23 protein-coding genes and 1 pseudogene are annotated in these 22,958 nt (G+C 54.1%); 19 read left to right on the forward strand and 5 right to left on the reverse strand.

Annotated elements, in window-relative coordinates; genetic code table 11:
* The first annotated feature begins 38 nt into the window (after positions 1-38).
* From atpE to AB6T85_RS08755, 7 genes are all read left to right on the forward strand, one after another.
* Positions 39-278 carry a F0F1 ATP synthase subunit C gene (gene atpE, locus AB6T85_RS08725; RefSeq protein ID WP_003849523.1) on the forward strand — a complete coding sequence of 80 codons (240 nt, stop codon included), beginning with the start codon at positions 39-41 and terminating at the stop codon, positions 276-278.
* 97 nt (positions 279-375) lie between these two features.
* The gene (gene atpF, locus AB6T85_RS08730; RefSeq protein ID WP_253456852.1) at positions 376-846 is read left to right on the forward strand and encodes a F0F1 ATP synthase subunit B; all 471 of its coding nucleotides are present in this window, start codon (positions 376-378) and stop codon (positions 844-846) included.
* A gap of 14 nt (positions 847-860) precedes the next feature.
* Positions 861-1,394 (forward strand): F0F1 ATP synthase subunit delta, encoded by a 534-nt coding sequence (gene atpH / locus AB6T85_RS08735; RefSeq protein ID WP_125289173.1) that lies wholly within the window; start codon positions 861-863, stop codon positions 1,392-1,394.
* Positions 1,395-1,408: 14 nt separating this feature from the next.
* Positions 1,409-2,950 (forward strand): F0F1 ATP synthase subunit alpha, encoded by a 1,542-nt coding sequence (atpA, locus tag AB6T85_RS08740; protein WP_125289174.1) that lies wholly within the window; start codon positions 1,409-1,411, stop codon positions 2,948-2,950.
* Positions 2,951-3,004: 54 nt separating this feature from the next.
* Positions 3,005-3,874 (forward strand): F0F1 ATP synthase subunit gamma, encoded by an 870-nt coding sequence (gene atpG / locus AB6T85_RS08745; protein WP_253456849.1) that lies wholly within the window; start codon positions 3,005-3,007, stop codon positions 3,872-3,874.
* Positions 3,875-3,906: 32 nt separating this feature from the next.
* Entirely contained in the window at positions 3,907-5,289 is a 1,383-nt protein-coding gene (gene atpD, locus AB6T85_RS08750; protein WP_253456846.1) for a F0F1 ATP synthase subunit beta, read from the forward strand.
* 24 nt (positions 5,290-5,313) lie between these two features.
* Complete coding sequence (locus AB6T85_RS08755; RefSeq protein ID WP_125289177.1) at positions 5,314-5,733, forward strand: F0F1 ATP synthase subunit epsilon; 420 nt, start codon at positions 5,314-5,316, stop codon at positions 5,731-5,733.
* Positions 5,734-5,875: 142 nt separating this feature from the next.
* On the opposite strand, the gene AB6T85_RS08760 is transcribed toward AB6T85_RS08755, so the two are convergent.
* On the reverse strand, positions 5,876-6,322 hold the full coding sequence (locus AB6T85_RS08760) for a winged helix-turn-helix domain-containing protein (RefSeq protein WP_253456843.1): 447 nt from the start codon (positions 6,320-6,322) through the stop codon (positions 5,876-5,878).
* A gap of 580 nt (positions 6,323-6,902) precedes the next feature.
* On the opposite strand from AB6T85_RS08760, the gene AB6T85_RS08765 reads away from it, so the two are divergent.
* The 5 genes from AB6T85_RS08765 to glmS all read left to right on the forward strand — a co-directional run bounded on the left by AB6T85_RS08765 (position 6,903) and on the right by glmS (position 13,566).
* Entirely contained in the window at positions 6,903-9,095 is a 2,193-nt protein-coding gene (locus AB6T85_RS08765) for a glycoside hydrolase family 18 protein (protein ID WP_369895316.1), read from the forward strand.
* 58 nt (positions 9,096-9,153) lie between these two features.
* Positions 9,154-9,621 carry a lysozyme gene (locus tag AB6T85_RS08770; RefSeq protein WP_253456837.1) on the forward strand — a complete coding sequence of 156 codons (468 nt, stop codon included), beginning with the start codon at positions 9,154-9,156 and terminating at the stop codon, positions 9,619-9,621.
* A gap of 65 nt (positions 9,622-9,686) precedes the next feature.
* Complete coding sequence (locus tag AB6T85_RS08775) at positions 9,687-9,998, forward strand: phage holin family protein (protein ID WP_301251592.1); 312 nt, start codon at positions 9,687-9,689, stop codon at positions 9,996-9,998.
* Positions 9,999-10,201: 203 nt separating this feature from the next.
* On the forward strand, positions 10,202-11,572 hold the full coding sequence (gene glmU, locus AB6T85_RS08780; RefSeq protein WP_369895317.1) for a bifunctional UDP-N-acetylglucosamine diphosphorylase/glucosamine-1-phosphate N-acetyltransferase GlmU: 1,371 nt from the start codon (positions 10,202-10,204) through the stop codon (positions 11,570-11,572).
* Between the two features lie 161 nt (positions 11,573-11,733).
* A complete protein-coding gene (gene glmS / locus AB6T85_RS08785; protein ID WP_369895319.1) occupies positions 11,734-13,566 on the forward strand; it encodes a glutamine--fructose-6-phosphate transaminase (isomerizing) in 1,833 nt (610 codons plus the stop codon).
* Positions 13,567-13,694: 128 nt separating this feature from the next.
* Here the strand turns inward: glmS and AB6T85_RS08790 are convergent, their stop codons facing one another.
* Both AB6T85_RS08790 and AB6T85_RS08795 read right to left on the reverse strand, forming a co-directional pair.
* On the reverse strand, positions 13,695-14,162 hold the full coding sequence (locus AB6T85_RS08790) for a DUF943 family protein (protein WP_369895320.1): 468 nt from the start codon (positions 14,160-14,162) through the stop codon (positions 13,695-13,697).
* Positions 14,159-14,995 carry a YPO3983 family protein gene (locus AB6T85_RS08795; RefSeq protein ID WP_369895322.1) on the reverse strand — a complete coding sequence of 279 codons (837 nt, stop codon included), beginning with the start codon at positions 14,993-14,995 and terminating at the stop codon, positions 14,159-14,161. Before AB6T85_RS08795 ends, AB6T85_RS08790 begins: the two co-directional genes overlap by 4 nt.
* A 186-nt stretch (positions 14,996-15,181) precedes the next feature.
* Here AB6T85_RS08795 and AB6T85_RS08800 point away from each other — a divergent pair.
* A pseudogene (locus tag AB6T85_RS08800) lies at positions 15,182-15,425 on the forward strand (glutamine--fructose-6-phosphate transaminase (isomerizing)); the annotation flags it as partial.
* A gap of 45 nt (positions 15,426-15,470) precedes the next feature.
* Here AB6T85_RS08800 and AB6T85_RS08805 read toward each other — a convergent pair.
* Positions 15,471-15,896, reverse strand: a complete 426-nt coding sequence (locus AB6T85_RS08805) for a PilN family protein (protein ID WP_253456821.1) — start codon at positions 15,894-15,896, stop codon at positions 15,471-15,473.
* Positions 15,897-16,316: 420 nt separating this feature from the next.
* Here AB6T85_RS08805 and pstS point away from each other — a divergent pair, with 420 nt between their 5' ends.
* The 6 genes from pstS (at position 16,317) to AB6T85_RS08835 (ending at position 22,153) form a co-directional block, all read left to right on the forward strand.
* Positions 16,317-17,357 carry a phosphate ABC transporter substrate-binding protein PstS gene (gene pstS / locus AB6T85_RS08810; protein WP_369895324.1) on the forward strand — a complete coding sequence of 347 codons (1,041 nt, stop codon included), beginning with the start codon at positions 16,317-16,319 and terminating at the stop codon, positions 17,355-17,357.
* A 69-nt stretch (positions 17,358-17,426) separates the two neighbouring features.
* The gene (gene pstC / locus AB6T85_RS08815; RefSeq protein ID WP_253456815.1) at positions 17,427-18,389 is read left to right on the forward strand and encodes a phosphate ABC transporter permease PstC; all 963 of its coding nucleotides are present in this window, start codon (positions 17,427-17,429) and stop codon (positions 18,387-18,389) included.
* Positions 18,386-19,273 (forward strand): phosphate ABC transporter permease PstA, encoded by an 888-nt coding sequence (gene pstA / locus AB6T85_RS08820; protein ID WP_253456812.1) that lies wholly within the window; start codon positions 18,386-18,388, stop codon positions 19,271-19,273. The genes pstC and pstA overlap by 4 nt, the downstream gene beginning before the upstream one ends.
* A gap of 42 nt (positions 19,274-19,315) precedes the next feature.
* Complete coding sequence (gene pstB / locus AB6T85_RS08825) at positions 19,316-20,086, forward strand: phosphate ABC transporter ATP-binding protein PstB (RefSeq protein WP_125289188.1); 771 nt, start codon at positions 19,316-19,318, stop codon at positions 20,084-20,086.
* Positions 20,087-20,103: 17 nt separating this feature from the next.
* The gene (phoU, locus tag AB6T85_RS08830) at positions 20,104-20,835 is read left to right on the forward strand and encodes a phosphate signaling complex protein PhoU (RefSeq protein WP_253456809.1); all 732 of its coding nucleotides are present in this window, start codon (positions 20,104-20,106) and stop codon (positions 20,833-20,835) included.
* Positions 20,836-20,926: 91 nt separating this feature from the next.
* Positions 20,927-22,153 carry an MFS transporter gene (locus tag AB6T85_RS08835; protein WP_301251615.1) on the forward strand — a complete coding sequence of 409 codons (1,227 nt, stop codon included), beginning with the start codon at positions 20,927-20,929 and terminating at the stop codon, positions 22,151-22,153.
* A 34-nt stretch (positions 22,154-22,187) separates the two neighbouring features.
* Here AB6T85_RS08835 and yieH read toward each other — a convergent pair whose 3' ends face one another.
* Entirely contained in the window at positions 22,188-22,850 is a 663-nt protein-coding gene (gene yieH, locus AB6T85_RS08840) for a 6-phosphogluconate phosphatase (protein WP_253456803.1), read from the reverse strand.
* Positions 22,851-22,958 lie beyond the last annotated feature (108 nt).

Below are 22,958 nucleotides of genomic sequence, written 5' to 3' on the forward strand. Positions count from 1 at the left end.
CACTACTGCGTTTTAACTGAAACAAACTGGAGACTGTCATGGAAAACCTGAATATGGATCTGCTGTACATGGCTGCCGCTGTGATGATGGGCTTAGCGGCAATCGGTGCTGCGATCGGTATCGGCATCCTCGGAGGTAAATTCCTGGAAGGCGCCGCGCGTCAACCGGATCTGATCCCTCTGCTGCGTACGCAGTTCTTTGTTGTAATGGGTCTGGTGGATGCAATCCCAATGATCGCTGTTGGTCTGGGTCTGTATGTGATGTTCGCCGTCGCCTAACCCTGATGTTCATCGTTGGACGCGAGTTCGACGATGAACGGCTTCTGCCGGTCGTCAGACCGGAGAAAAAAGTTAACTTAACAAGAGGCATTGTGCAGTGAACTTAAACGCAACAATCCTCGGCCAGGCCATCGCGTTCATCCTGTTTGTAGTGTTCTGCATGAAGTACGTATGGCCGCCGCTGATGGCTGCTATCGAAAAGCGCCAGAAAGAAGTTGCTGACGGCCTTGCTTCCGCAGAACGTGCCAAAAAAGATTTGGATCTCGCGCAGGCTGATGCGTCCGACCAGCTGAAAAAAGCGAAAGAAGAAGCTCAGGTTATCATCGAACAGGCTAACAAACGTCGTTCGCAGATCCTGGACGAAGCGAAAGCCGAAGCTGAGCAGGAACGTAACAAGATCGTCACCCAGGCGCAGGCTGAAATTGACGCCGAACGCAAACGTGCACGTGAAGAGTTGCGTAAGCAGGTCGCGATGCTGGCTATCGCCGGCGCCGAGAAAATCATTGAACGTTCCGTGGATGAAGCTGCTAACAGCGACATCGTTGATAAACTGGTCGCTGAACTGTAAGGAGGAAGGGGCTGATGTCTGAATTTACTACTGTAGCTCGCCCCTACGCCAAAGCAGCTTTTGACTTTGCTGTTGAGCATCAGAATGTCGATCGCTGGCAGCAGATGCTGGCGTTCGCTACCGAAGTAGCCAGCAATGAACAAGTGGCAGAACTCCTTTCCGGCGCATTAGCGCCGGAAGCGTTGTCTGCACGGTTCATCGCTATCTGTGGTGATCAACTCGATGAAGCCGGCCAGAACCTGATTAAGGTCATGGCTGAGAACAAACGTTTACCAGCGCTTCCCGATGTACTGGCTCAGTTTATCCAGCTACGCGCCGCATACGATGCGACCGCGGACGTTGAGGTGATCTCTTCCACTACACTGAGTGACGAACAGCTGACCAAAATCAGCGCCGCTATGGAAAAACGTCTGTCACGCAAAGTTAAGCTGAATTGCAAAATTGATAAGTCTGTAATGGCAGGTGTAATCATCCGTGCGGGTGATATGGTCATTGATGGCAGCGTACGCGGCCGTCTTGAGCGCCTTGCAGACGACTTGCAGTCTTAAGGGGACTGGAGCATATGCAACTGAATTCCACCGAAATCAGCGAACTGATCAAGCAGCGCATTGCTCAGTTCAATGTCGTGAGCGAAGCTCACAATGAAGGTACTATCGTTTCCGTCAGCGACGGCATCATCCGCGTAAACGGCCTGGCCGATGTTATGCAGGGTGAGATGATCGCACTGCCGGGCAACCGCTTCGCTATCGCACTGAACCTGGAGCGCGACTCCGTAGGTGCCGTAGTAATGGGCCCATACGCTGACCTCGCCGAAGGCATGAAGGTTAAGTGTACCGGTCGTATCCTGGAAGTTCCGGTAGGCCGTGGCCTGCTGGGTCGTGTGGTGAACACCCTGGGTGCACCTATCGATGGCAAAGGCGCCATTGATAACGACGGCTTCTCGCCAATCGAAGTGATTGCGCCAGGCGTTATCGACCGTCAGTCGGTCGACCAGCCTGTACAGACTGGTTATAAGTCTGTGGATGCGATGATCCCAATCGGCCGTGGCCAGCGTGAGCTGATCATCGGCGACCGTCAGACCGGTAAAACCGCGATGGCGATCGATGCGATCATCAACCAGCGCGATTCCGGCATCAAGTGCGTGTACGTGGCTATCGGCCAGAAGGCTTCTACCATCGCTAACGTGGTACGTAAGCTGGAAGAACACAACGCGCTGGCTAACACTATCGTGGTTGTGGCTACCGCTTCCGAGTCTGCTGCGCTGCAGTACCTGGCACCGTATGCAGGTTGCGCCATGGGCGAATACTTCCGTGACCGCGGTGAAGACGCGCTGATCGTATATGATGACCTGTCCAAGCAGGCCGTTGCATACCGTCAGGTTTCTCTGCTGCTGCGCCGTCCACCAGGTCGTGAAGCTTTCCCTGGCGACGTGTTCTACCTCCACTCCCGTCTGCTGGAACGTGCTTCCCGCGTGAGCGCCGACTACGTTGAGCGCTTCACTAACGGTGCAGTAAAAGGTAAAACCGGTTCTCTGACCGCGCTGCCGATCATCGAAACTCAGGCTGGCGACGTTTCCGCGTTCGTTCCGACCAACGTAATCTCGATTACCGATGGTCAGATCTTCCTGGAAACTAACCTGTTCAACTCCGGTATTCGTCCGGCAGTTAACCCAGGGATCTCCGTATCCCGTGTGGGTGGCGCTGCGCAGACCAAGATCATCAAGAAACTGTCCGGTGGTATTCGTACCGCGCTGGCGCAGTATCGTGAACTGGCAGCGTTCTCTCAGTTCGCTTCCGATCTGGACGAAGCAACCCGTAAACAGCTGAGCCACGGTCAGAAAGTGACCGAGCTGCTGAAACAGAAACAGTATGCGCCGATGTCCGTAGCGCAGCAGGGTCTGGTGCTGTTTGCCGCCGAGCGTGGCTTCCTGAACGACGTTGAGCTGGCGAAAATCGGCAGCTTCGAAGCAGCGCTTCTGGCTTATGCAGATCGCGACCACAGCGAGCTGATGGCGGAAATCAACCAGGCTGGTAACTACAACAACGATATCGAAGCGAAGCTGAAAGCTCTGCTCGAAACGTTCAAGAAAACCCAGTCCTGGTAATGTCTGGCGGCTTGTCCCTTCCGGGGCAGGCCGCAAGGCTTTGAGGAGAAGCTTATGGCCGGCGCAAAAGAGATACGTAGTAAGATCGGAAGCGTTCAAAATACGCAAAAGATCACCAAAGCGATGGAAATGGTCGCCGCCTCCAAAATGCGTAAATCGCAGGAACGCATGGCGGCCAGCCGTCCTTATGCAGAGACCATGCGCAAAGTGATTGGTCACATTGCGTTAGGCAATCTGGAATACAAGCACCCTTACCTGGAGGAGCGCGACGTTAAGCGCGTCGGCTACCTGGTCGTGTCTACCGACCGCGGGCTTTGTGGTGGTTTGAACATTAACCTGTTCAAAAGAGTGCTGGCTGATATGAAAGGCTGGGCGGATAAAGGCGTCGAGAGCGATCTGGCGATTATCGGCTCTAAAGGTGTTTCATTTTTCGGCGCTGTCGGCGGCAACGTGGTTGCTCAGGTGACGGGCATGGGCGACAAGCCTTCCCTGTCCGATCTGATCGGCCCGGTAAAAGTCATGCTGCAGGCTTACGACGAAGGTCGTATCGACAAGCTCTATGTTGTCAGCAACAAATTTATCAACACCATGTCCCAGTCACCGCAAATCATCCAGCTGCTGCCGTTACCGCCAGCAGATCCGGAAGAAGGCGTAGTGAAGAAGAGTACCTGGGATTATCTGTATGAACCGGATCCGAAAGCGCTGCTGGACACGTTACTGCGTCGCTACGTCGAGTCTCAGGTTTACCAGGGTGTTGTAGAAAACCTGGCCAGCGAGCAGGCCGCGCGTATGGTGGCGATGAAAGCTGCGACCGACAACGGCGGAAACCTGATCAAAGAGCTGCAGTTGGTATACAACAAAGCTCGTCAGGCCAGCATCACCCAGGAACTTACCGAGATTGTCGGTGGAGCCTCCGCGGTTTAACCAGGTTTAATGAATTAGGTAGAGGATTCAAGATGGCTACTGGAAAAATTGTCCAGGTAATCGGCGCCGTTGTTGACGTCGAATTTCCTCAGGACGCAGTACCACAAGTGTACAGCGCGCTTGAGACTAAAAATGGTGATACCCGTCTGGTGCTGGAAGTACAGCAGCAGCTGGGTGGTGGCGTGGTTCGCGCCATCGCAATGGGTTCTTCCGACGGCCTGAAGCGCGGTCTGGAAGTCGCTGACCTTGCGCACCCAATCGAAGTACCGGTAGGTACCGCAACGCTTGGCCGTATCATGAACGTGCTGGGCGAGCCAATCGACATGAAAGGCGACATCGGCGAAGAAGAGCGTTGGGCGATCCACCGTTCTGCACCTTCATACGAAGACCAGTCCAACTCTCAGGAGCTGCTGGAAACCGGTATCAAGGTAATCGACCTGATGTGTCCGTTCGCGAAGGGCGGTAAAGTTGGTCTGTTCGGCGGCGCGGGTGTAGGTAAAACCGTAAACATGATGGAGCTGATCCGTAACATTGCGGCTGAGCACTCAGGTTTCTCCGTATTTGCCGGCGTGGGCGAGCGTACCCGTGAGGGTAACGACTTCTATCACGAGATGACCGACTCCAACGTTATCGACAAAGTATCTCTGGTCTACGGCCAGATGAACGAGCCACCAGGAAACCGTCTGCGCGTTGCCCTGACTGGCCTGACCATGGCGGAAAAATTCCGTGATGAAGGTCGTGACGTACTGCTGTTCATCGATAACATCTACCGTTACACCCTGGCCGGTACCGAAGTGTCCGCGCTGCTGGGTCGTATGCCATCAGCGGTAGGCTACCAGCCAACGCTGGCGGAAGAGATGGGCGTTCTGCAGGAACGTATCACCTCAACCAAAACCGGTTCTATCACCTCCGTACAGGCCGTTTACGTGCCTGCGGATGACTTGACTGACCCATCGCCAGCCACCACCTTTGCTCACTTAGACGCAACCGTGGTACTGAGCCGTCAGATCGCGTCTCTGGGTATCTACCCGGCGGTTGATCCACTGGATTCTACCAGCCGTCAGCTGGATCCGCTGGTTGTTGGTCAGGAACACTACGACGTGGCTCGTGGCGTGCAGTCTCTGCTGCAGCGTTACCAGGAACTGAAAGACATCATCGCTATCCTCGGGATGGACGAGCTGTCTGAAGACGACAAGCTGGTTGTTGCTCGCTCTCGTAAGATGCAGCGCTTCCTGTCTCAGCCGTTCTTCGTGGCAGAAGTCTTCACCGGTTCTCCGGGCAAGTATGTGTCGCTGAAAGATACCATCCGTGGCTTTAAAGGCATCATGGACGGTGAATTCGACCATCTGCCAGAGCAGGCTTTCTACATGGTTGGTTCCATCGAAGAAGCCGTGGAAAAAGCGAAGAAACTGTAATAACGGTTTCCCGGGAGGTTAATTATGGCTATGACTTTTCACCTGGACGTGGTCAGTGCAGAACAGCAGATGTTCTCCGGCACTGTGCAGCGTATTCAGGTGTCAGGTAGCGAAGGCGAGCTGGGGATCCATCCTGGCCACGCCCCGCTGCTGACCGCCATTAAACCTGGTATGGTTCGCATCGTTAAAGAACAGGGCGACGAAGAGTATATCTATCTCTCCGGCGGCATGTTGGAAGTACAGCCAGGCGCGGCTACCGTGCTGGCTGATACGGCGATCCGCGGCACCGACCTCGACGAGGCCCGCGCGATGGAAGCGAAACGCAAAGCCGAGGAGCACATGAGTGGCTCTCACGGCGATGTGGACTTTGCTGCCGCGTCGGCTGAACTGGCTAAAGCGATCGCCAAACTGCGCGTGATCGAGTTGACCAAAAAAGCGATGTAATTCAGGTTTAAGCAGAAAGGCCAGACAGGAAACTGCCTGGCCTTTTTTTATTGTCGAAGGGGCGGCACAGGGCGCGCTGCAGGAAATCCCGATCGGATAAAACACTATATTTAATGTTGTAATTAAACTGAGCGTTAAACGTTCAGCTACGCCAGAAGAAAAAGCAAAGCGTGCACAACGCCATAACGGTGGCGATGATAGTAAGCGCTGAACAGATAAGGCATTCCGTCTTGCTGCTGCCAGCGTCCGCCATCACAGGTTCCTGCACTGCTTTCTTTTTCTCCGGAATATAGATATAGCCTTTGCCCGGTATCGTTTTAATACAGTTTCTGAGGTTCACCGCAGCTAAATCGCGGCGTATTTTATAAACCAGCTGAGTCAGGTTGGCGTCATCGATAGTCGCAGCCCGGCTTTCCCAGATTGCCGTAATCAAATGGCTTTTTGTCAGCTCTTTTTCCGGGTTGCGAAGGAAATAGCTCAGCAATCGTTTCTCTTTTTCGCTGATGGTTAATGTAATGTTGCCATTGATCAGATGATTTCTCTCCTCTGAGAGATAAATATTGTTACCAAGATAAATTTCTTCGTTCATGACTGTGACCTGTTAAGTGGGGAAACCAGTAATAGATTAAAAAAAACAGCGATGGTAAAAGGCTTTGTATAGCCTCTGCAAATCCTTATTAATGTTTGCTTTAATATTCTTTTTATTTTTTAGCAGATATCGCTCTGCTTAACTGCTTCGCTCTGTTGGTGGCAGGAATATACCAGCAGAAAAGATAAAGACGGGTTGTAATTATTAGCACAGGCATTGCAGAAAGTGCACGCCAGAAGGCGGTAATCCGCGCCGGTCAAGGGTCTGTAGCGGTTTTGCCGCGCGCAATGTTAAGCGAGGTTCTAATTATTGTTTATCCGTCATTGATAAAAGAGAACAGAGTCTTGTTATTCGAAGGTCGTTTATCCGGTCTGGGGTTATTTATCCTGCCTGTCCCCAGACTCACGCACGCAGTCTGGCCGATAGCTGGCTTATTAATGTTATTTCGGGGCGGGCAGGAGTGAGCTGATAATTATTCTTTATTTGTAACTGGTATGCTTTTCCGTATCGGGTAAAAGTTTGTCGGCCAGCTTAATCGATGGCGCTGAGTACACTAACTTTTATCATATAAGGATTTGCAATGAGCAAGTTGATTCAACAAGACATTCTTACAGAACAGTCTTATGCCGCAGATGGATTTAACCCGGTAACGAACACTTCAGAATTTAGTTACACTTCAGGTCGCGTAGCAAAACGTGTATACAACAAATATAACACCGCCAATAAACCTAAAATCTTTGGCTATTACACTGACTGGGCGCATTACGATCAGCGTCAGGTTGATAATAATGGCAACATTCTTAAAGCCAATCGCGGCCGTGGGATTGATATCACTAAGTTAGACCCAACCGCCTACGATAAAATCATTTTTGGTTTTACCGGTATCGTCGGTGATAAAGGCGCTAATAAAGAAAAAATCGATCAGGCTGCGGCCTGGACCGGCAAGAAAGCCAACGAAATGACCATCCTGGATCCGTGGGCCGATTGCCAGTCTTATATCAACTGCGGCTTCAGCGGCTGGAAAGCATTTGGTTTTGGCCCGGGCACCACCTATCCGTCCGATGGCGAAGGCGACTGTTTCTATCAGGATCACCCTAACCTGCAGGGCGTGCTGGGCGCGATGCGTAAATTGCAGATTGATGCAAAAGCTCAGGGTCACGATCTGGCGCTTTCCTTCAGCCTCGGCGGCTGGACGATGAGCGAAGCCTTCCACGAGCTGGCGAAAAGCCAGAGCGCGATTGATACGCTGGTAGCCAGCATTATCTGGTTCTTCGACCGCTTCCCGATGTTTTCTGAAATCGATATCGACTGGGAATATCCAAATGCTGCAGGCGCGGGTAACCCACACGGCCCGGAAGATGGTGAGAACTACGTGGCGCTGATCTCCAGCCTGCGTAAGGCGCTTGATGCTAACAGCATGAAACACGTGAAAATCAGTATCGCGTCTTCCGCTAACGTGGATGTGTTGCAGCATTCTAATATCAAAGGCCTGCTGGAAGTGGGTTTGTACGGCATCAACCTGATGACCTATGACTTCTTCGGTACGCCGTGGGCGGACGGCCTGGCCCATCACGCCAACCTGTATAAAACCAAAAACAGCACCTACAGTCTGGAAGAAGCGGTTGAGTATCTGCTGAACCTGGGTGTGGATCCTGAAGCCATCAACATCGGTTATGCAGGCTATTCACGTAGCGCCAAGGGCGGCAACATTGAATCCTTCTCTCCGCTGAAGGGTTCTTACGATGGTAGCGGTACTACCGTGGGGACTTTTGAGTCCGGCTGTGTTGAATACTATGACATTATCAACAACTACCTGGATCTGGAAAACCAGTCTGGCCGTAACGGTTACAACGTGTATACCGATGACGACGCCTGCGCAGATTATCTGTACAGCCCGACGTCTAAAGTTTTCCACTCTATCGATACGCCACGTACCGTACGTGAAAAAGCGCGTTATGTGATCGAAAAAGGCCTGGGCGGTCTGTTCACCTGGACTATCGATAACGATAACGGCCTGCTGGTTAACGCCGGTCGTGAAGGTATGGGCTGCCCGATTGTGCAGCAGAATATCGATATGTCCCCTTTCTACTTCAAAGGGATCAATATCAACGGTGAAAACCCGATTGACCCTGTAGACCCTGTAGACCCTGTAGACCCAATTGACCCGGTAGACCCGGTAGACCCGGTAGACCCGGTAGACCCGGTAGACCCGGTAGACCCGGTAGACCCGGTAGACCCGGTAGACCCGGTAGACCCGGTAGACCCGGTAGACCCGGTAGACCCAATCGATCCAGTTGACCCGGAAGATAACACCGCGCCAACTGCTGTTATCACTATGAAAGCGCTGGGCGGCAGCACGCTGGTCTTCTCTGCGGATAAATCCGTTAAAGCCGCCAGCTACAAATGGTCAGGCAGCGGTAACGTGCAGATCGTTTCTCCGCAGGCCAGCGAAACGAAAGTTGCGCTGCCGGCTGTTACCTCTGAAAAGGTGGTAGAGCTGCTGCTGACCGTCACCGCGGCCAATAGCAAAACCGATATGGCCTCTTACAAAGTGGTTATCGTGCCTGCATCCGAAGTTACTCCGGATGAGCCAGTGGTGCCGGATGTGCCTGCTGAATATCCCCTGTGGAGTGCAACCGCAGTCTACGTGGAAGGCAGTAAAGTGACGCATAAAGGCGTTAACTTTATCGGTAAATTCTGGTCACAGGGCTCTGAACCTGGTCTGGAAGAAACTACCGGCCAGTTCGGTAAACCATGGGATTACCTTCGTTAATTTGAAATAAATAATGCTCCTTCGGGAGCATTATTTCCCGTCTGCCAGAGTGAAAAAAATGAATATTTCAGAGAGGGGCATTGATTTTATCAAGGCTCAGGAAAAACTTCGTTTAACCGCAGAGAAGAATGACGCGGGCATCTGGACGCTGGGCTATGGCCATGCGGAAAGCGTCCGTGAAGGCGACAGCGTTACGCCTGAACAGGCGGAGGTGCTGCTTGTCAGCGACCTGAACAAATGCGCCGAACTCTTGCGGCAGAAAGTTGAAGTGCCCGTCACGCAGGATCAGTTTGACGCGCTCTGCTCCATTCTGCACAGCGTCGGCGCCGGGCAGCAGGGCGTAAAAGCTGGCCTGATCGAGCTAAAAAGCGGTCAGCCTTCCACGCTGCTGATGTTTTTAAACCAGGGCTGCTATGCCGCCGCCGCCGAACAGTTCGGCTCGTGGATTTACGCCGGAAATGGCGTGGTTAAAACGTTAATTACTCGCAGGGAACGCGAAAAAAATCTTTTTCTTCGCCATAAATAGCCATGGTCTTTGCCGATCGCTATTTATCTTTCTGAGGTATTACCGTGTTATATAATGATGAAACTATGTTGCTGATGAAGTTTTTAAGTGAACATCATCTTTTGGATGCCATGATAGTTGCCAGCGCCGGAGGAGTGGTTAATTACTTTATCCACGGCGAGCTGATAAAAGAAAATAAAGGGAAACTGAGCTTTTTCCTGAAACACATATTTATTTCAATGTTTACTGGCTTTGTGGTTGGCTTACTCTGTATTGATTTCAACATGACTACGTCCCAAACGCTTTTTTTCTCTGCTATCGCCGGCACCAGCGGCAGCGAAGTCGTGGTCGTGCTGCAGCAAAAAATCTCTGAATGGTTAAAGAGCAAAACCGTTTGATCGACAGCGGTGGAAAGTCATAGACGACTCTATTTTGGTGGTATCATGCTCCGGCTGAGGGACGCATACCGGCTTTTCCCGGCGTGGTGCCCTTGTTCGGCCCGGCGGAAAGTATTGTTGAAGGGTAAAAGAAGTAGTATTTTTCCCGCAATCCAGCTTTACTTTTCGCCAGGAAAGCGATTTCAACATCAAGCAGGATGTCTATGTCAAACAGCGCGCTGAGCGTGGTGATCCTTGCCGCAGGCAAGGGAACCCGTATGTACTCCGATCTTCCCAAAGTTCTTCATCTTTTGGCCGGTAAGCCAATGGTACAACACGTCATTGACGCCGCGCAGGGCGTGGGCGCTGATAAAGTCCATCTGGTTTACGGACACGGCGGCGAACGCTTACAGTCGACCTTGCAGGATCCCTCGCTGAACTGGGTATTGCAGGCCGAGCAGCTGGGCACCGGTCACGCTATGCAGCAGGCCGCGCCCTGGTTTGCCGATGACGAAGATATCCTGATGCTGTACGGCGACGTGCCGTTGATTTCTATCGAAACGCTACAGCGACTGCGCCAGGCAAAACCGCAGGGCGGCATCGCGCTGCTAACGGTCATCCTTGATAATCCCACCGGCTATGGTCGCATCCTCCGTGAGCAGGGCCAGGTCGTGGGCATCGTAGAGCAGAAAGACGCCACGCCGGAACAGCTGGCGATCCGCGAAATCAATACCGGTATTCTGCTGGCCAACGGCGGCGACCTGAAGCGCTGGCTGAGCAAGCTCACCAATGACAACGCTCAGGGCGAATATTACATCACGGATATTATCGCGCTGGCTCATCAGGAAGGCCGGGTGACGGAAACGACGCAGCCTTTGCACAGTTCGGAAACCGACGGCGTTAACAACCGGCTACAGCTGGCGACGCTGGAACGCGTCTGGCAGGCACAGCAGGCGGAAAAACTGCTGCTGGCGGGCGTGATGCTGAAAGATCCGGCGCGTTTCGACCTGCGGGGCGAGCTTAAACATGGCCGCGACGTAGAAATAGACACCAACGTGATTATCGAAGGTAAGGTGCAGCTCGGCAACCGCGTGAAAATCGGTAGCGGCTGCGTGCTGAAAAACTGCGTGATTGGCGACGACTGCGAAATCAGTCCTTACAGCGTGCTGGAAAACGCCGAGCTGGCGGCAGACTGCACCGTCGGCCCGTTCGCCCGGCTTCGTCCCGGCAGCTCGCTTGCCGCTGGCGCACACGTCGGCAACTTTGTCGAAATGAAAAAGGCGACGCTGGGCAAAGGCTCTAAAGCCGGTCACCTGAGCTACCTGGGCGATGCTTCGATCGGCGCTAACGTCAATATCGGCGCGGGCACCATCACCTGTAATTACGATGGCGTGAACAAATCGCTGACGATCATCGGCGACGATGTCTTTGTCGGCTCCGATACCCAGCTGGTGGCGCCGGTATCGGTAGCGGCGGGCACGACCATCGCCGCAGGCACCACGGTGATGAAAGATATCTCCGCGCCAGGTTTGGCCTACAATCGTAAAGAACAGAATCTGAAAACCGACTGGCAGCGTCCGGCGAAGAAAAAATAATTTTACGGGCGGCGAAGATCGCCCGATTGCAGTAAGGGGTGCATGGCACCCATATAACTCTAATCCCCACTCTCTACAAGGCTCGGGGAACCGGAACATACCGGAACAAACAGGCAGAAGACAAAGTTAATGGCAAACGCCATGACGTCAGGAAAACTACTATGTGTGGAATTGTTGGTGCAGTAGCGCAACGTGATATCGCAGAAATCCTGTTAGAAGGGTTACGCCGCCTGGAATATCGGGGCTATGACTCCGCGGGTCTGGCCGTCGTTACCGCCGAAGGGCAGATCACGCGCCTTCGTCGTTTAGGCAAGGTGCAAAAACTGGCGGAAGCGGCGGAAACCACGCCGCTGGCTGGCGGCACCGGTATCGCGCACACGCGCTGGGCAACCCACGGCGAGCCGTCGGAGGCCAATGCGCATCCTCATATCTCAGAACATATCGTTATCGTGCATAACGGCATTATCGAAAACCACGAGCCGCTGCGTGAGCGGTTAAAAGAGCTGGGCTATCGCTTTGCGTCCGAAACGGATACGGAAGTGGTCGCGCACCTGGTGCACTGGGAGCAGAAGCAGAGCGGCGGCACGCTGCGTGAAGTGGTACAGCGCGTGATCCCGCAGCTGCGCGGCGCTTACGGCATGGTCATTATGGACAGCCGCGATCCGTCCGTGCTGGTGGCCGCCCGTTCCGGCAGCCCGCTGGTGATTGGCCGTGGCGTGGGTGAAAACTTTATCGCTTCCGATCAGCTGGCGCTGCTGCCGGTGACGCGTCGCTTTATGTACCTGGAAGAAGGCGATATCGCAGAGGTTAGCCGTCGCGACGTGGTTATCTTCGATCGCCTGGGCGAGCGCGTGGAGCGTGCCGAAATCGAATCCAACGTGCAGTACGACGCGGGCGACAAAGGCCTGTATCGTCACTATATGCAGAAAGAGATTTACGAACAGCCGATGGCGATCAAAAACACCCTGACCGGGCGTTTCAGCCATGGCGAAGTGGATCTCTCCGAGCTGGGGCCAAACGCCAACGCGCTGCTGGCGCAGGTTGAGCATATTCAAATCGTGGCCTGCGGCACCTCGTACAACTCCGGCATGGTGTCCCGCTACTGGTTTGAAGCGCTGGCTAACGTGCCGTGCGACGTGGAGATCGCTTCTGAATTCCGCTATCGCAAATCGGCGGTGCGCAAAAACAGCCTGATGATCACGCTGTCGCAGTCCGGTGAAACGGCGGACACGCTGGCGGCGCTGCGCCTGTCGAAAGAGCTGGGCTATCTCGGCTCGCTGGCGATCTGCAACGTGGCCGGCTCTTCGCTGGTACGCGAATCCGATCTGGCGCTGATGACCAAAGCCGGGACGGAAATCGGCGTGGCCTCGACCAAAGCCTTCACCACGCAGCTGACCGTGCTGCTGATGCTGGTGGCAAAAATCGGCCGCCTGAAGGGTATGGACGCGCAGATCGAGCACGATATCGTGCACGGTTTGCAGGCGCTGCCGAGCCGTATCGAACAGATGCTGTCGCAGGACAAGCAGATTGAAGCGCTGGCGGAAGAGTTCTCCGATAAGCATCACGCGCTGTTCCTGGGCCGTGGCGATCAGTATCCAATAGCGATGGAAGGCGCGCTGAAGCTGAAGGAGATCTCCTATATCCACGCTGAAGCCTATGCGGCGGGTGAGCTGAAGCACGGGCCGCTGGCGCTGATCGATGCCGATATGCCGGTGATTGTGGTGGCGCCAAACAACGAGCTGCTGGAAAAACTGAAGTCGAACATCGAAGAGGTGCGCGCGCGCGGCGGCCTGCTGTACGTGTTCGCCGATCGGGATGCGGGCTTTGCCAACAGCGAAGGGATGCGTATTATCCCGCTGCCGCACGTGGAAGAGATTATCGCGCCAATCTTTTACACCGTGCCGCTACAGCTGCTCTCTTACCACGTCGCGCTGATTAAAGGCACCGACGTTGACCAGCCGCGCAATCTGGCGAAATCGGTCACGGTGGAGTAACCGACTACCGCGCCGATCCTGCAGAGGATCGGCGCGTTATCTTTGCTCTAACGCCTGGAAGTTATCAGGGGGATTCAAGCCGGTAGAAAGGATTGTTTTGTCGCTGCTTCTCTGCGAAAGACGCAATCCTAATCGGAACCGACTTTTATAATGTCGCCATTCTGGCCTAAGCGATAATTATCGCCATCGTATGCTGTGAAAGTCGTACCAAAATTCCTGCTTTTATCCACGGAAAAAACAGCATCCTTTTCGATGCAATTTATTCTTATTTTCATATCATCAAAACAAAGCCTGTCATATTTTCCTTCTTCTTTATAACCCTCACCGAAATTCCAAAAAATAACAGTAAAATAGCCAGAGGATGAGGGGTTAGGAATGTTATACTTTTCTTTCAGTGTATCTTTATTTTTTAGCCACCACTTTATTTTCCCCATATCGGTCTGCGGGAAATTCCTGACTAAAACATAGCTATGATTACCATTATCATGAACTGCGATAACTTCCACCGGACGCAGTGATAGACAAAGCCAGTAACCAGGAAATACGCAGACAGCCAGAGCGAGCAAGGCAATAAGACTCCTTTTCTTTACTCTCATTTGCGGTCTCCAGTAATTTCTATGACGGCTTCCATGTTGGTCATAAAAGGCTTAAAACCAAACTGGTTGTATCGCTGCAACACAAACCAGATACGAAAGAAGCGGAACAGGTTGAAGCTGAATTTTGATATATCGTCAACATCCAGGCCAAAGTGATCCTGGATTCTGTAATGCAGCACCGCCCGATAACTACCATCATCAACCTGTAGCGATTTGATAGTGATGTGTGTTGCCCAGGTGTCGTGGACAGTTATGCCCATACCATTAAAATTATCCTGAATGCGGTCGAATTTGGGGAGTTTTCCTTCAAGAATAGCTTTTCGCAACTCCTCTTTATCTTTTGCCGGATAACATTTATTTTTCCAGTCAATATATTTTTCAATAGCCTCACCTAACCGTAAGCGAGTGCTGTTTGGTGTGTTATCGGACAAAATATGCTCCTTCAGCGCCCTGTTCAGGCTCACACTGCTGAAAGGTGAACCTTTGCCGTGTTGCATGTGGGTAATCATCTCTTCGGCCAAATGGCGGTAAGGCCCATATACCGAGAACAAGGGGGAACGCTCCCGAAACTCATCAAACAGGATCGCCGCGCACTGCTGGCGGGTAATTTTCTCGCCAGCTCCACGGGAGCCGTAAAACATAGACTGTGGCTGATTAAACGGGGTGATTTTCGTCAGGGTATAAGGATTGGCTTTGGCAGACACATCTACCAGCCCGTAATAGGATTTTAACCGTGCTTCGGTCAGATCGCCGCAGCGCATATCACTGGCGCTGTAATCGTCCATCCGCTTTTGGGTTTTGAATAGAGTGCAGGGGAATTGCAGTCCGGCCATCGTGGCACACTCCTTGTGTTAGCGTCCGTTGCATTCTTTACAGGGGATAATACGCGGTGAAAAGCCAGAGAATAAACGCTGTGCGGCTTCCCTGTCTGAATTCGGATTTTTGGCCGTTTCGGGCAGAGAAAATAACGGATGTTCTAATCTACTCTTTGTCCGTTGACGGCACATGCTTCAGCCGGGAAGCTGAAGTGGAACATTGAAAAGGGGCGCGCGCGGCGGCCTGCTGTACGTGTTCGCCGATCGGGATGCGGGCTTTGCCAACAGCGAAGGGATGCGTATTATCCCGCTGCCGCACGTGGAAGAGATTATCGCGCCAATCTTCTACACCGTGCCGCTACAGCTGCTCTCTTACCACGTCGCGCTGATTAAAGGCACCGATGTTGACCAGCCGCGCAATCTGGCGAAATCGGTCACGGTAGAGTAACCGACTACCGCGCCGATCCTGCAGAGGATCGGCGCGTTTTTAAAGCTATTTCACTTTGTTGTTAACCTCATCCAGCGTCCTTTTCAGATCGCTGATTTGATCCTTAAGGCTCTGCACGGTGGCTTGCGTTTCCCTGTTTGCCCGGTCTTTTTCCTCTACGCTTTTTTTCAGCTCCTGGAGCTGTTTATCCAGTTTCTTCGTTTCTTCCTGCTGCTCAAGCTTTTCAAGCCTCTCCTGCTGCTGCGTTACCTTCTCCTGCAACGTCTTGTTAGCGTCAATAAGAGCTTTTATGTCACCAATCTGAAAAGAGCGGGAAAAACCTTTACTGTAATCGGAATAGGCAACCAGGTTATCTCTGTCTGACAGGTAACCATCGCCTGATAATAATGGTGGTTGCTCATTTGCCTGCGCCAGCCCAGCTGTGGCGGCCAGCAGCAGGCTGCCAATAATCACTTTTGCTGTGTATTTCATAAAAATTTCCCTTAATAACGTATTTCATTCCATAAACGAGAGCGAAAATTAATCGTCCTCCATCGCGTTTTCGGCTTTGATATTAGCCCACTCAGGGCCACTAAATATTGGATAAAAAATGAATTTTATGCAGAGAAAAGTCAGCGCAACGACTGAACGGCGCTTCCGGAAGATACACGACGTCGATTCGGAAGCCGGGTCACGCAACTGCCGCGCGCGTTGCTGGCGTAGCGAAGTAACAACAGGGCGATTGCAAAGGCGATCCACTCTTTTCTGGGATGTCTGTATAAAAGATGTTCGTCACAAAACTGTCATATTGTGTACATTTTACTGTCATCAAACTGTCCTATTTTGCCTCCAGCAGCAATCATTAATCATACTAAAACAGTATAAAGACTGACTTTATCCCCTGGAGGGAATATGACACTGATGCAAAAAAACCTGGCTCGTTTGGTGGCTGTTACGCTGTCGCTGAGCGCGGTTTCCGCTTTTGCCGCCGACAACCTGACGGGCGCGGGCGGGACTTTCCCGGCGCCGGTCTATAACAAATGGGCGGCCGAGTACAACAAAGCAACAGGCGCGCAGATTAACTACCAGGGGATCGGTTCTTCCGGCGGCGTAAAACAGATTATTGCTAAGACCGTCGACTTCGGCGCGTCCGACGCGCCGATGAAAGAAGAAGATTTGCAGAAAAACGGCCTGTTCCAGTTTCCAACCGTGATTGGCGGCGTGGTGCTGGCGGTGAACATTCCCGGCGTAAAATCCGGCGAACTGACGCTGGATGGCAAAACCGTTGGCGATATCTATCTCGGTAACGTAAAGAAATGGAACGACCCGGCCATCACTAAGCTGAACCCTGGCGTCAAGCTGCCGGATGCCAATATCAACGTGGTGCGCCGCGCTGACGGTTCCGGTACCTCCTTTGTATTCACCAGCTATCTGGCGAAGGTGAACAGCGACTGGAACAGCAAAGTTGGCAAAGGCAACACCGTTAACTGGCCAACTGGCCTGGGCGGCAAAGGCAACGACGGCGTAGCCGCTTTCGTGCAGCGTCTGCCTGGCTCAATTGGCTATGTGGAATACGCCTACGCCAAACAAAACAGCCTGGCCTATACCAAACTGCTGGATGCCGACGGCAAAGCCGTTGCGCCAGGCGAACAGAGCTTCAGCGACGCGGCGAAAGGCGCGGACTGGAGCAAATCCTTCGCGCAGGATCTGACCTACCAGAAAGGCGATAACGCCTGGCCAATCACCTCCACCACTTTTATTTTGATGCAGAAAGATCAGGCCAACGCGGAGAAGGGCGCAGCCGTGCTGAAGTTCTTTGACTGGGCCTATAAAAACGGCGCCCAGGTCACCACCAGCCTGGACTATGCCGCGCTGCCGGACTCCGTCGTAGAGCAGATCCGCGCCGCATGGAAAACCAATATTAAAGACAGCTCGGGCAAAGCGCTGTACTAAGCTGACTAAACGGCTATAAGTTTCGGGCGGCCGCTGTGCCGCCCAAAAACGTTCACTATCGGGAATTTTATGGCTACATCCAGGCCGACATTCAAGGCTCCCGGCAAGCAGGGTGACCTCATTTTTGGCGCGCTGGTCAAGCTGGCCGCGCTGATTGTCTTACTGCTGCTCGGCGGCATTATTGTCTCGCTCATCGTCTCTTCCTGGCCCAGCATTCAGAAATTTGGCCTCTCCTTTCTGTGGACCAAAACCTGGGATGCGCCTAATGAACAGTTCGGCGCGCTGGTGCCGATTTACGGCACGCTGGTGACCTCTGCTATCGCGCTGGTTATCGCCGTGCCGGTCAGCTTTGGCATCGCGCTGTTTCTCACCGAACTGGCACCAAACTGGCTGCGTCGTCCTTTAGGCGTGGCGATCGAGCTGCTGGCCGCCATCCCCAGCATCGTTTACGGCATGTGGGGGCTGTTTATCTTCGCTCCGCTGTTTGCCACTTATTTTCAGACGCCGCTGGGCGAGCTGATGGCCAACGTGCCTATTGTCGGCTCGCTGTTCTCCGGCCCGGCTTTTGGCATCGGCATTCTGGCTGCCGGGATTATCCTGGCGATCATGATCATTCCTTATATCGCCTCGGTGATGCGTGACGTTTTCGAGCAGACCCCGGTGATGATGAAAGAGTCCGCTTACGGCATCGGCTGCACCACCTGGGAAGTGATCTGGCGCATCGTGCTGCCGTTTACCAAAAACGGCGTGATCGGCGGCATTATGCTGGGGCTGGGGCGCGCGCTGGGCGAAACCATGGCGGTGACCTTTATTATCGGTAATACCTACCAGCTGGACAGCGCTTCGCTGTTTATGCCGGGCAACAGCATCACCTCCGCGCTGGCAAACGAATTCGCCGAAGCGGAATCGGGCGTGCATACCGCCGCGTTGATGGAGCTGGGGCTGATCCTGTTTGTGATTACCTTTATCGTGCTGGCCTGTTCAAAGCTGATGATTATCCGCCTGGCGAAAAGTGAAGGAGCGCGCTCATGAGCATGATAGCCATGCAGTCCCGCGCGGAGCTGGAAGCCTCCCGCCGTAAAATGCAGGCGTGGCGGCGGATGAAAAACCGCATCGCGTTGACCCTTTCCCTGCTGACGATGGCGTTTGGCCTGTTCTGGCTGATTTGGATCCTTTGGGCGACTATCGCGCGCGGCGTGGACGGCATGACGCTGGCGCTGTTTACGGAAAACACGCCGCCGCCCAATACGGCAGGCGGCGGTCTGGCTAACGCCATTATGGGCAGCGGCCTGCTGATTTTCTGGTCGACCATCGTGGGGACGCCGCTGGGCATCATGGCCGGTATCTATCTGGCGGAATATGGCCGTAAAGGCTGGCTGGCGGAAACGATCCGCTTTATCAACGATATCCTGCTTTCTGCTCCCTCCATCGTGGTCGGCCTGTTCGTCTACACGCTGGTGGTAGCGCAGATGCAGCACTTTTCGGGCCTGGCGGGCGCGGTGGCGCTGGCGCTGTTGCAGATCCCCGTGGTTATTCGCACCACGGAAAATATGCTGAAGCTGGTGCCGGACAGCCTGCGCGAAGCGGCATACGCGCTGGGTACGCCGAAATGGAAAATGATTTCGGCCATTACGCTGAAGGCTTCGATATCGGGCATTCTTACCGGCATCCTGCTGGCGATAGCGCGTATCGCCGGGGAAACGGCGCCGCTGCTGTTTACCTCGCTCTCCAACCAGTTCTGGAGCACCGATATGCTGCAGCCGCTGGCTAACCTGCCGGTGACGATTTTTAAATTCGCCATGAGCCCGTTTGCCGAATGGCAAAGCCTGGCCTGGGCAGGCGTGCTGCTGATTACCGTCTGCGTGCTGATTTTAAATATTCTGGCGCGCGTGATTTTTGCCAAAAGCAAACACTGATCTAACGCGCGGCTGCGGCGGCGCGTATAAGCGAGAAAAAGAATGGCTGACAACACTTCCGGCAATATGATCCAGGTTCGTGATTTGAACTTTTACTATGGAAAATTTCATGCGCTGAAGAATATCAATCTGGATATTGCTAAAAACCAGGTCACCGCTTTTATCGGCCCGTCGGGCTGCGGTAAATCGACGCTGCTGCGCACGTTTAACAAGATGTTTTCGCTCTATCCGGAACAGCGCGCGGAAGGCGAGATCCTGCTGGATGGCGAAAACATCCTGACCGCCAGCCAGGATATCGCCCTGCTGCGCGCGCGCGTCGGCATGGTGTTCCAGAAACCGACGCCGTTCCCGATGTCGATTTACGATAACATCGCTTTCGGCGTGCGCCTGTTCGAAAAACTTTCCCGTGCCGAAATGGATGAGCGCGTACAATGGGCGCTGACCAAAGCAGCGCTGTGGACGGAAACCAAAGACAAGCTGCAGCAGAGCGGCTACAGCCTTTCCGGCGGCCAGCAGCAGCGCCTCTGCATTGCTCGCGGCATTGCCATTCGCCCGGAGGTGCTGCTGCTGGACGAGCCGTGCTCCGCGCTGGATCCTATTTCCACTGGCCGTATCGAAGAGCTGATCACCGAGCTGAAGCAGGATTACACCGTGGTGATCGTCACGCATAACATGCAGCAGGCCGCGCGCTGTTCCGACCATACGGCCTTTATGTATCTGGGCGAGCTGATTGAGTTCAGCGATACGGATACGCTGTTTACCAAACCGCACCAAAAACAAACCGAAGACTATATCACTGGCCGCTATGGTTAAGTTGACTGGAGAAACGCATGGATAATCTCAATCTGAATAAACATATCTCCGGGCAGTTCAACGCCGAGCTGGAGCACATCCGCACCCAGGTGATGACGATGGGCGGCATGGTGGAAAAACAGCTGACGGACGCCATCGTCGCGATGCACAACCAGGATGCCGAGCTGGCGCAGCGGGTGATCGATGGCGATCAGAAGGTCAACATGATGGAGGTGTCGATTGACGAGGCGTGCGTGCGCATTATCGCCAAGCGCCAGCCGACCGCCAGCGACCTGCGTCTGGTGATGGCGATCATCAAAACCATTTCCGAGCTGGAGCGCATTGGCGACGTGGCGGAAAAAATCAGCCGCACGGCGCTGGAAAAATTTGGCCAGCAGCACCAGTCGCTGCTGGTAAATCTGGAATCGCTGGGCTATCACACCATCCAGATGCTGCACGACGTGCTGGATGCTTTTGCGCGCATGGATCTCAATGCGGCTATTGAAATCTATCGGGAAGATAAAAAGGTCGACCAGGAATATGAGGGCATCGTGCGTCAGCTGATGACCTATATGATGGAAGATCCGCGCACCATTCCCAGCGTGCTGACCGCGCTGTTCTGCGCGCGCGCTATCGAGCGTATTGGCGATCGCTGCCAGAATATCTGTGAAATCATCTTCTATTTCGTGAAAGGTCAGGACTTCCGTCACGTTGGCGGCGACAAGCTGGACGAGCTGCTCACCGGCGAAAGCGACGACAAGCCAGTCTGACCATCGCGCTTCCGGCCTGACGCTTTAAGTTGGTCTGGCGGCGCTCGTAATTTATACTTGCCGCACTTCACACCGGCAAGGAACTCCCGTGATGCAACAAAAAAAAGGCGTAACGCCAGGCAAAGCGATGCTGGCGGCGATCAGCGGCTACGCAATGGACGGCTTCGATCTGCTGATCCTCGGGTTTATGCTGCCCGCCATCAGCCTTTCTCTGGCGCTCGATCCTTCACAGGCAGGCTCGCTGGTCACCTGGACGCTGATTGGCGCGGTGATCGGCGGCGTCGTGTTCGGCCATCTCAGCGACAAGCTGGGCCGGATCCGCGTGCTGACCTTTACCATCCTGATGTTTTCCGTGTTTACCGGGCTTTGCGCCTTTGCGCAGGGCTACTGGGATCTGCTGGCGTACCGCACGCTGGCGGGCGTGGGGCTGGGCGGCGAGTTTGGCATCGGCATGGCGCTGATTGCCGAAGCCTGGCCCGCCAACAAGCGTAACCGTGCTTCCGCCTGGGTCGGCATCGGCTGGCAGCTTGGCGTGCTGCTGGCCGCTTTTATTACCCCGCTGCTGTTAACCTACATCGGCTGGCGCGGCATGTTCCTGGTCGGGCTGCTGCCTGCCGCCGCATCGTTTTTTATCCGGCGCGGCCTGGGCGAGCCGGAAGGCTTTACGCGGCATGTGGATGTTCATCAGGGCTTATCGTTCGCCGCCAGGCTGAAGCTGCTGTGTAAAGATGCCGCCACGACTAAGGCCAGCCTGGGGATTTTTATCCTGTGCTCGGTACAGAACTTTGGCTACTACGGCTTGATGATTTGGATGCCGGCTTACCTTTCCAGCCGCTTTGGCTTCTCGCTGACCAAATCGGGGCTGTGGACGGCGGTCACGGTCGTGGGCATGACTTTGGGTATCTGGCTGTTCGGCATGCTGGCCGATCGCTTTGCCCGCTGGAAGATTTTCCTGCTTTATCAGGCTGGTGCGGTCGTGATGGTGGTGGCATACGCCCAGCTACGCGATCCGATGATGATGCTGTTTGCGGGCGCCGTGATGGGGATGTTCGTCAACGGCATGATCGGCGGCTACGGCGCGCTGATCTCAGACACCTATCCCGTGCAGGTCAGAGCTACGGCGCAAAACGTCTTATTTAACCTGGGCCGCGGCGTCGGCGGTTTTGGCCCGCTGGTTATCGGACTGCTGGCGATGCAGTTCTCCTTTACGGCAGCGATTACGCTGCTGGCGCTGATTTACCTGCTGGATATCTTCGCCACGCTGTTTTTACTGCCGAAAAAGCAGGGCAGCGAAGATACGCTGGGCGCGATCGGCTAAACGGTGTCCGCGCCGCCTGGCGCGGAGTGCCTGCTCAGCGCGTCAGTTGCCAGCCTTTTTGCCGCCACAGCTCCGGCAGCTGCGCCATATCGTCAAAAGGCGTCACCAGCGGATGATCCAGCGGCCTGTTGTGGGCGTCCGCGCAGTAATAGAACACCGGGATACCCGCCGCGATGCCTGCTTTGGCGCCCGCTTCGGAATCATCCACCAGGATGCACTGCGCCAGCGGGATCGCCATCTGTTCCGCCGCGTATGCCATCAGCGCGGGATCGGGCTTCCAGCGTGAAATCGTATAGCCGCTGTACAATCGGTCATCAAAATAGTCGAGCATCCCGGTTAATCCCAGCGAATGCTGCATTTTCGGCACGGTGCCGTTCGATACCACGCACATCGGCACGCTAATCTGCGCCAGCAGGGCTTTCGCGCCCGCAATCGGCTGTAGCTGTTGCTCAAAAAGGCGCGCCACTTCCTGACGGTAAGCCGGCTCCAGCTCCGTGACATCGGCGCTGAGATGATGTTCAGCGGTCACGTCGGCAATAATGTCATAGAGCTTTACGCCCTTATATTTTTCAAACATCTCCTGCAGCGACAGCTCGACGCCGTAGCGCGCAAACGTATTGACATAGGCCTGGGTACAAAGCAGCTCGCTGTCCACCAGCGTGCCGTCGCAATCAAAAAAGATACAGCTAACAGACATCGGTTCATCCTTAACGAAGGGGCGTGCTTTTACTTTACGCGTGGAAAGGTAAAACGCGACCGGAAAAGATGAATTTTACGTTAACGGCGCTGAAGTCAGGGCTAACAA

This window comes from Erwinia aeris, assembly GCF_041224955.1.
Classification (GTDB): domain Bacteria; phylum Pseudomonadota; class Gammaproteobacteria; order Enterobacterales; family Enterobacteriaceae; genus Erwinia; species Erwinia aeris.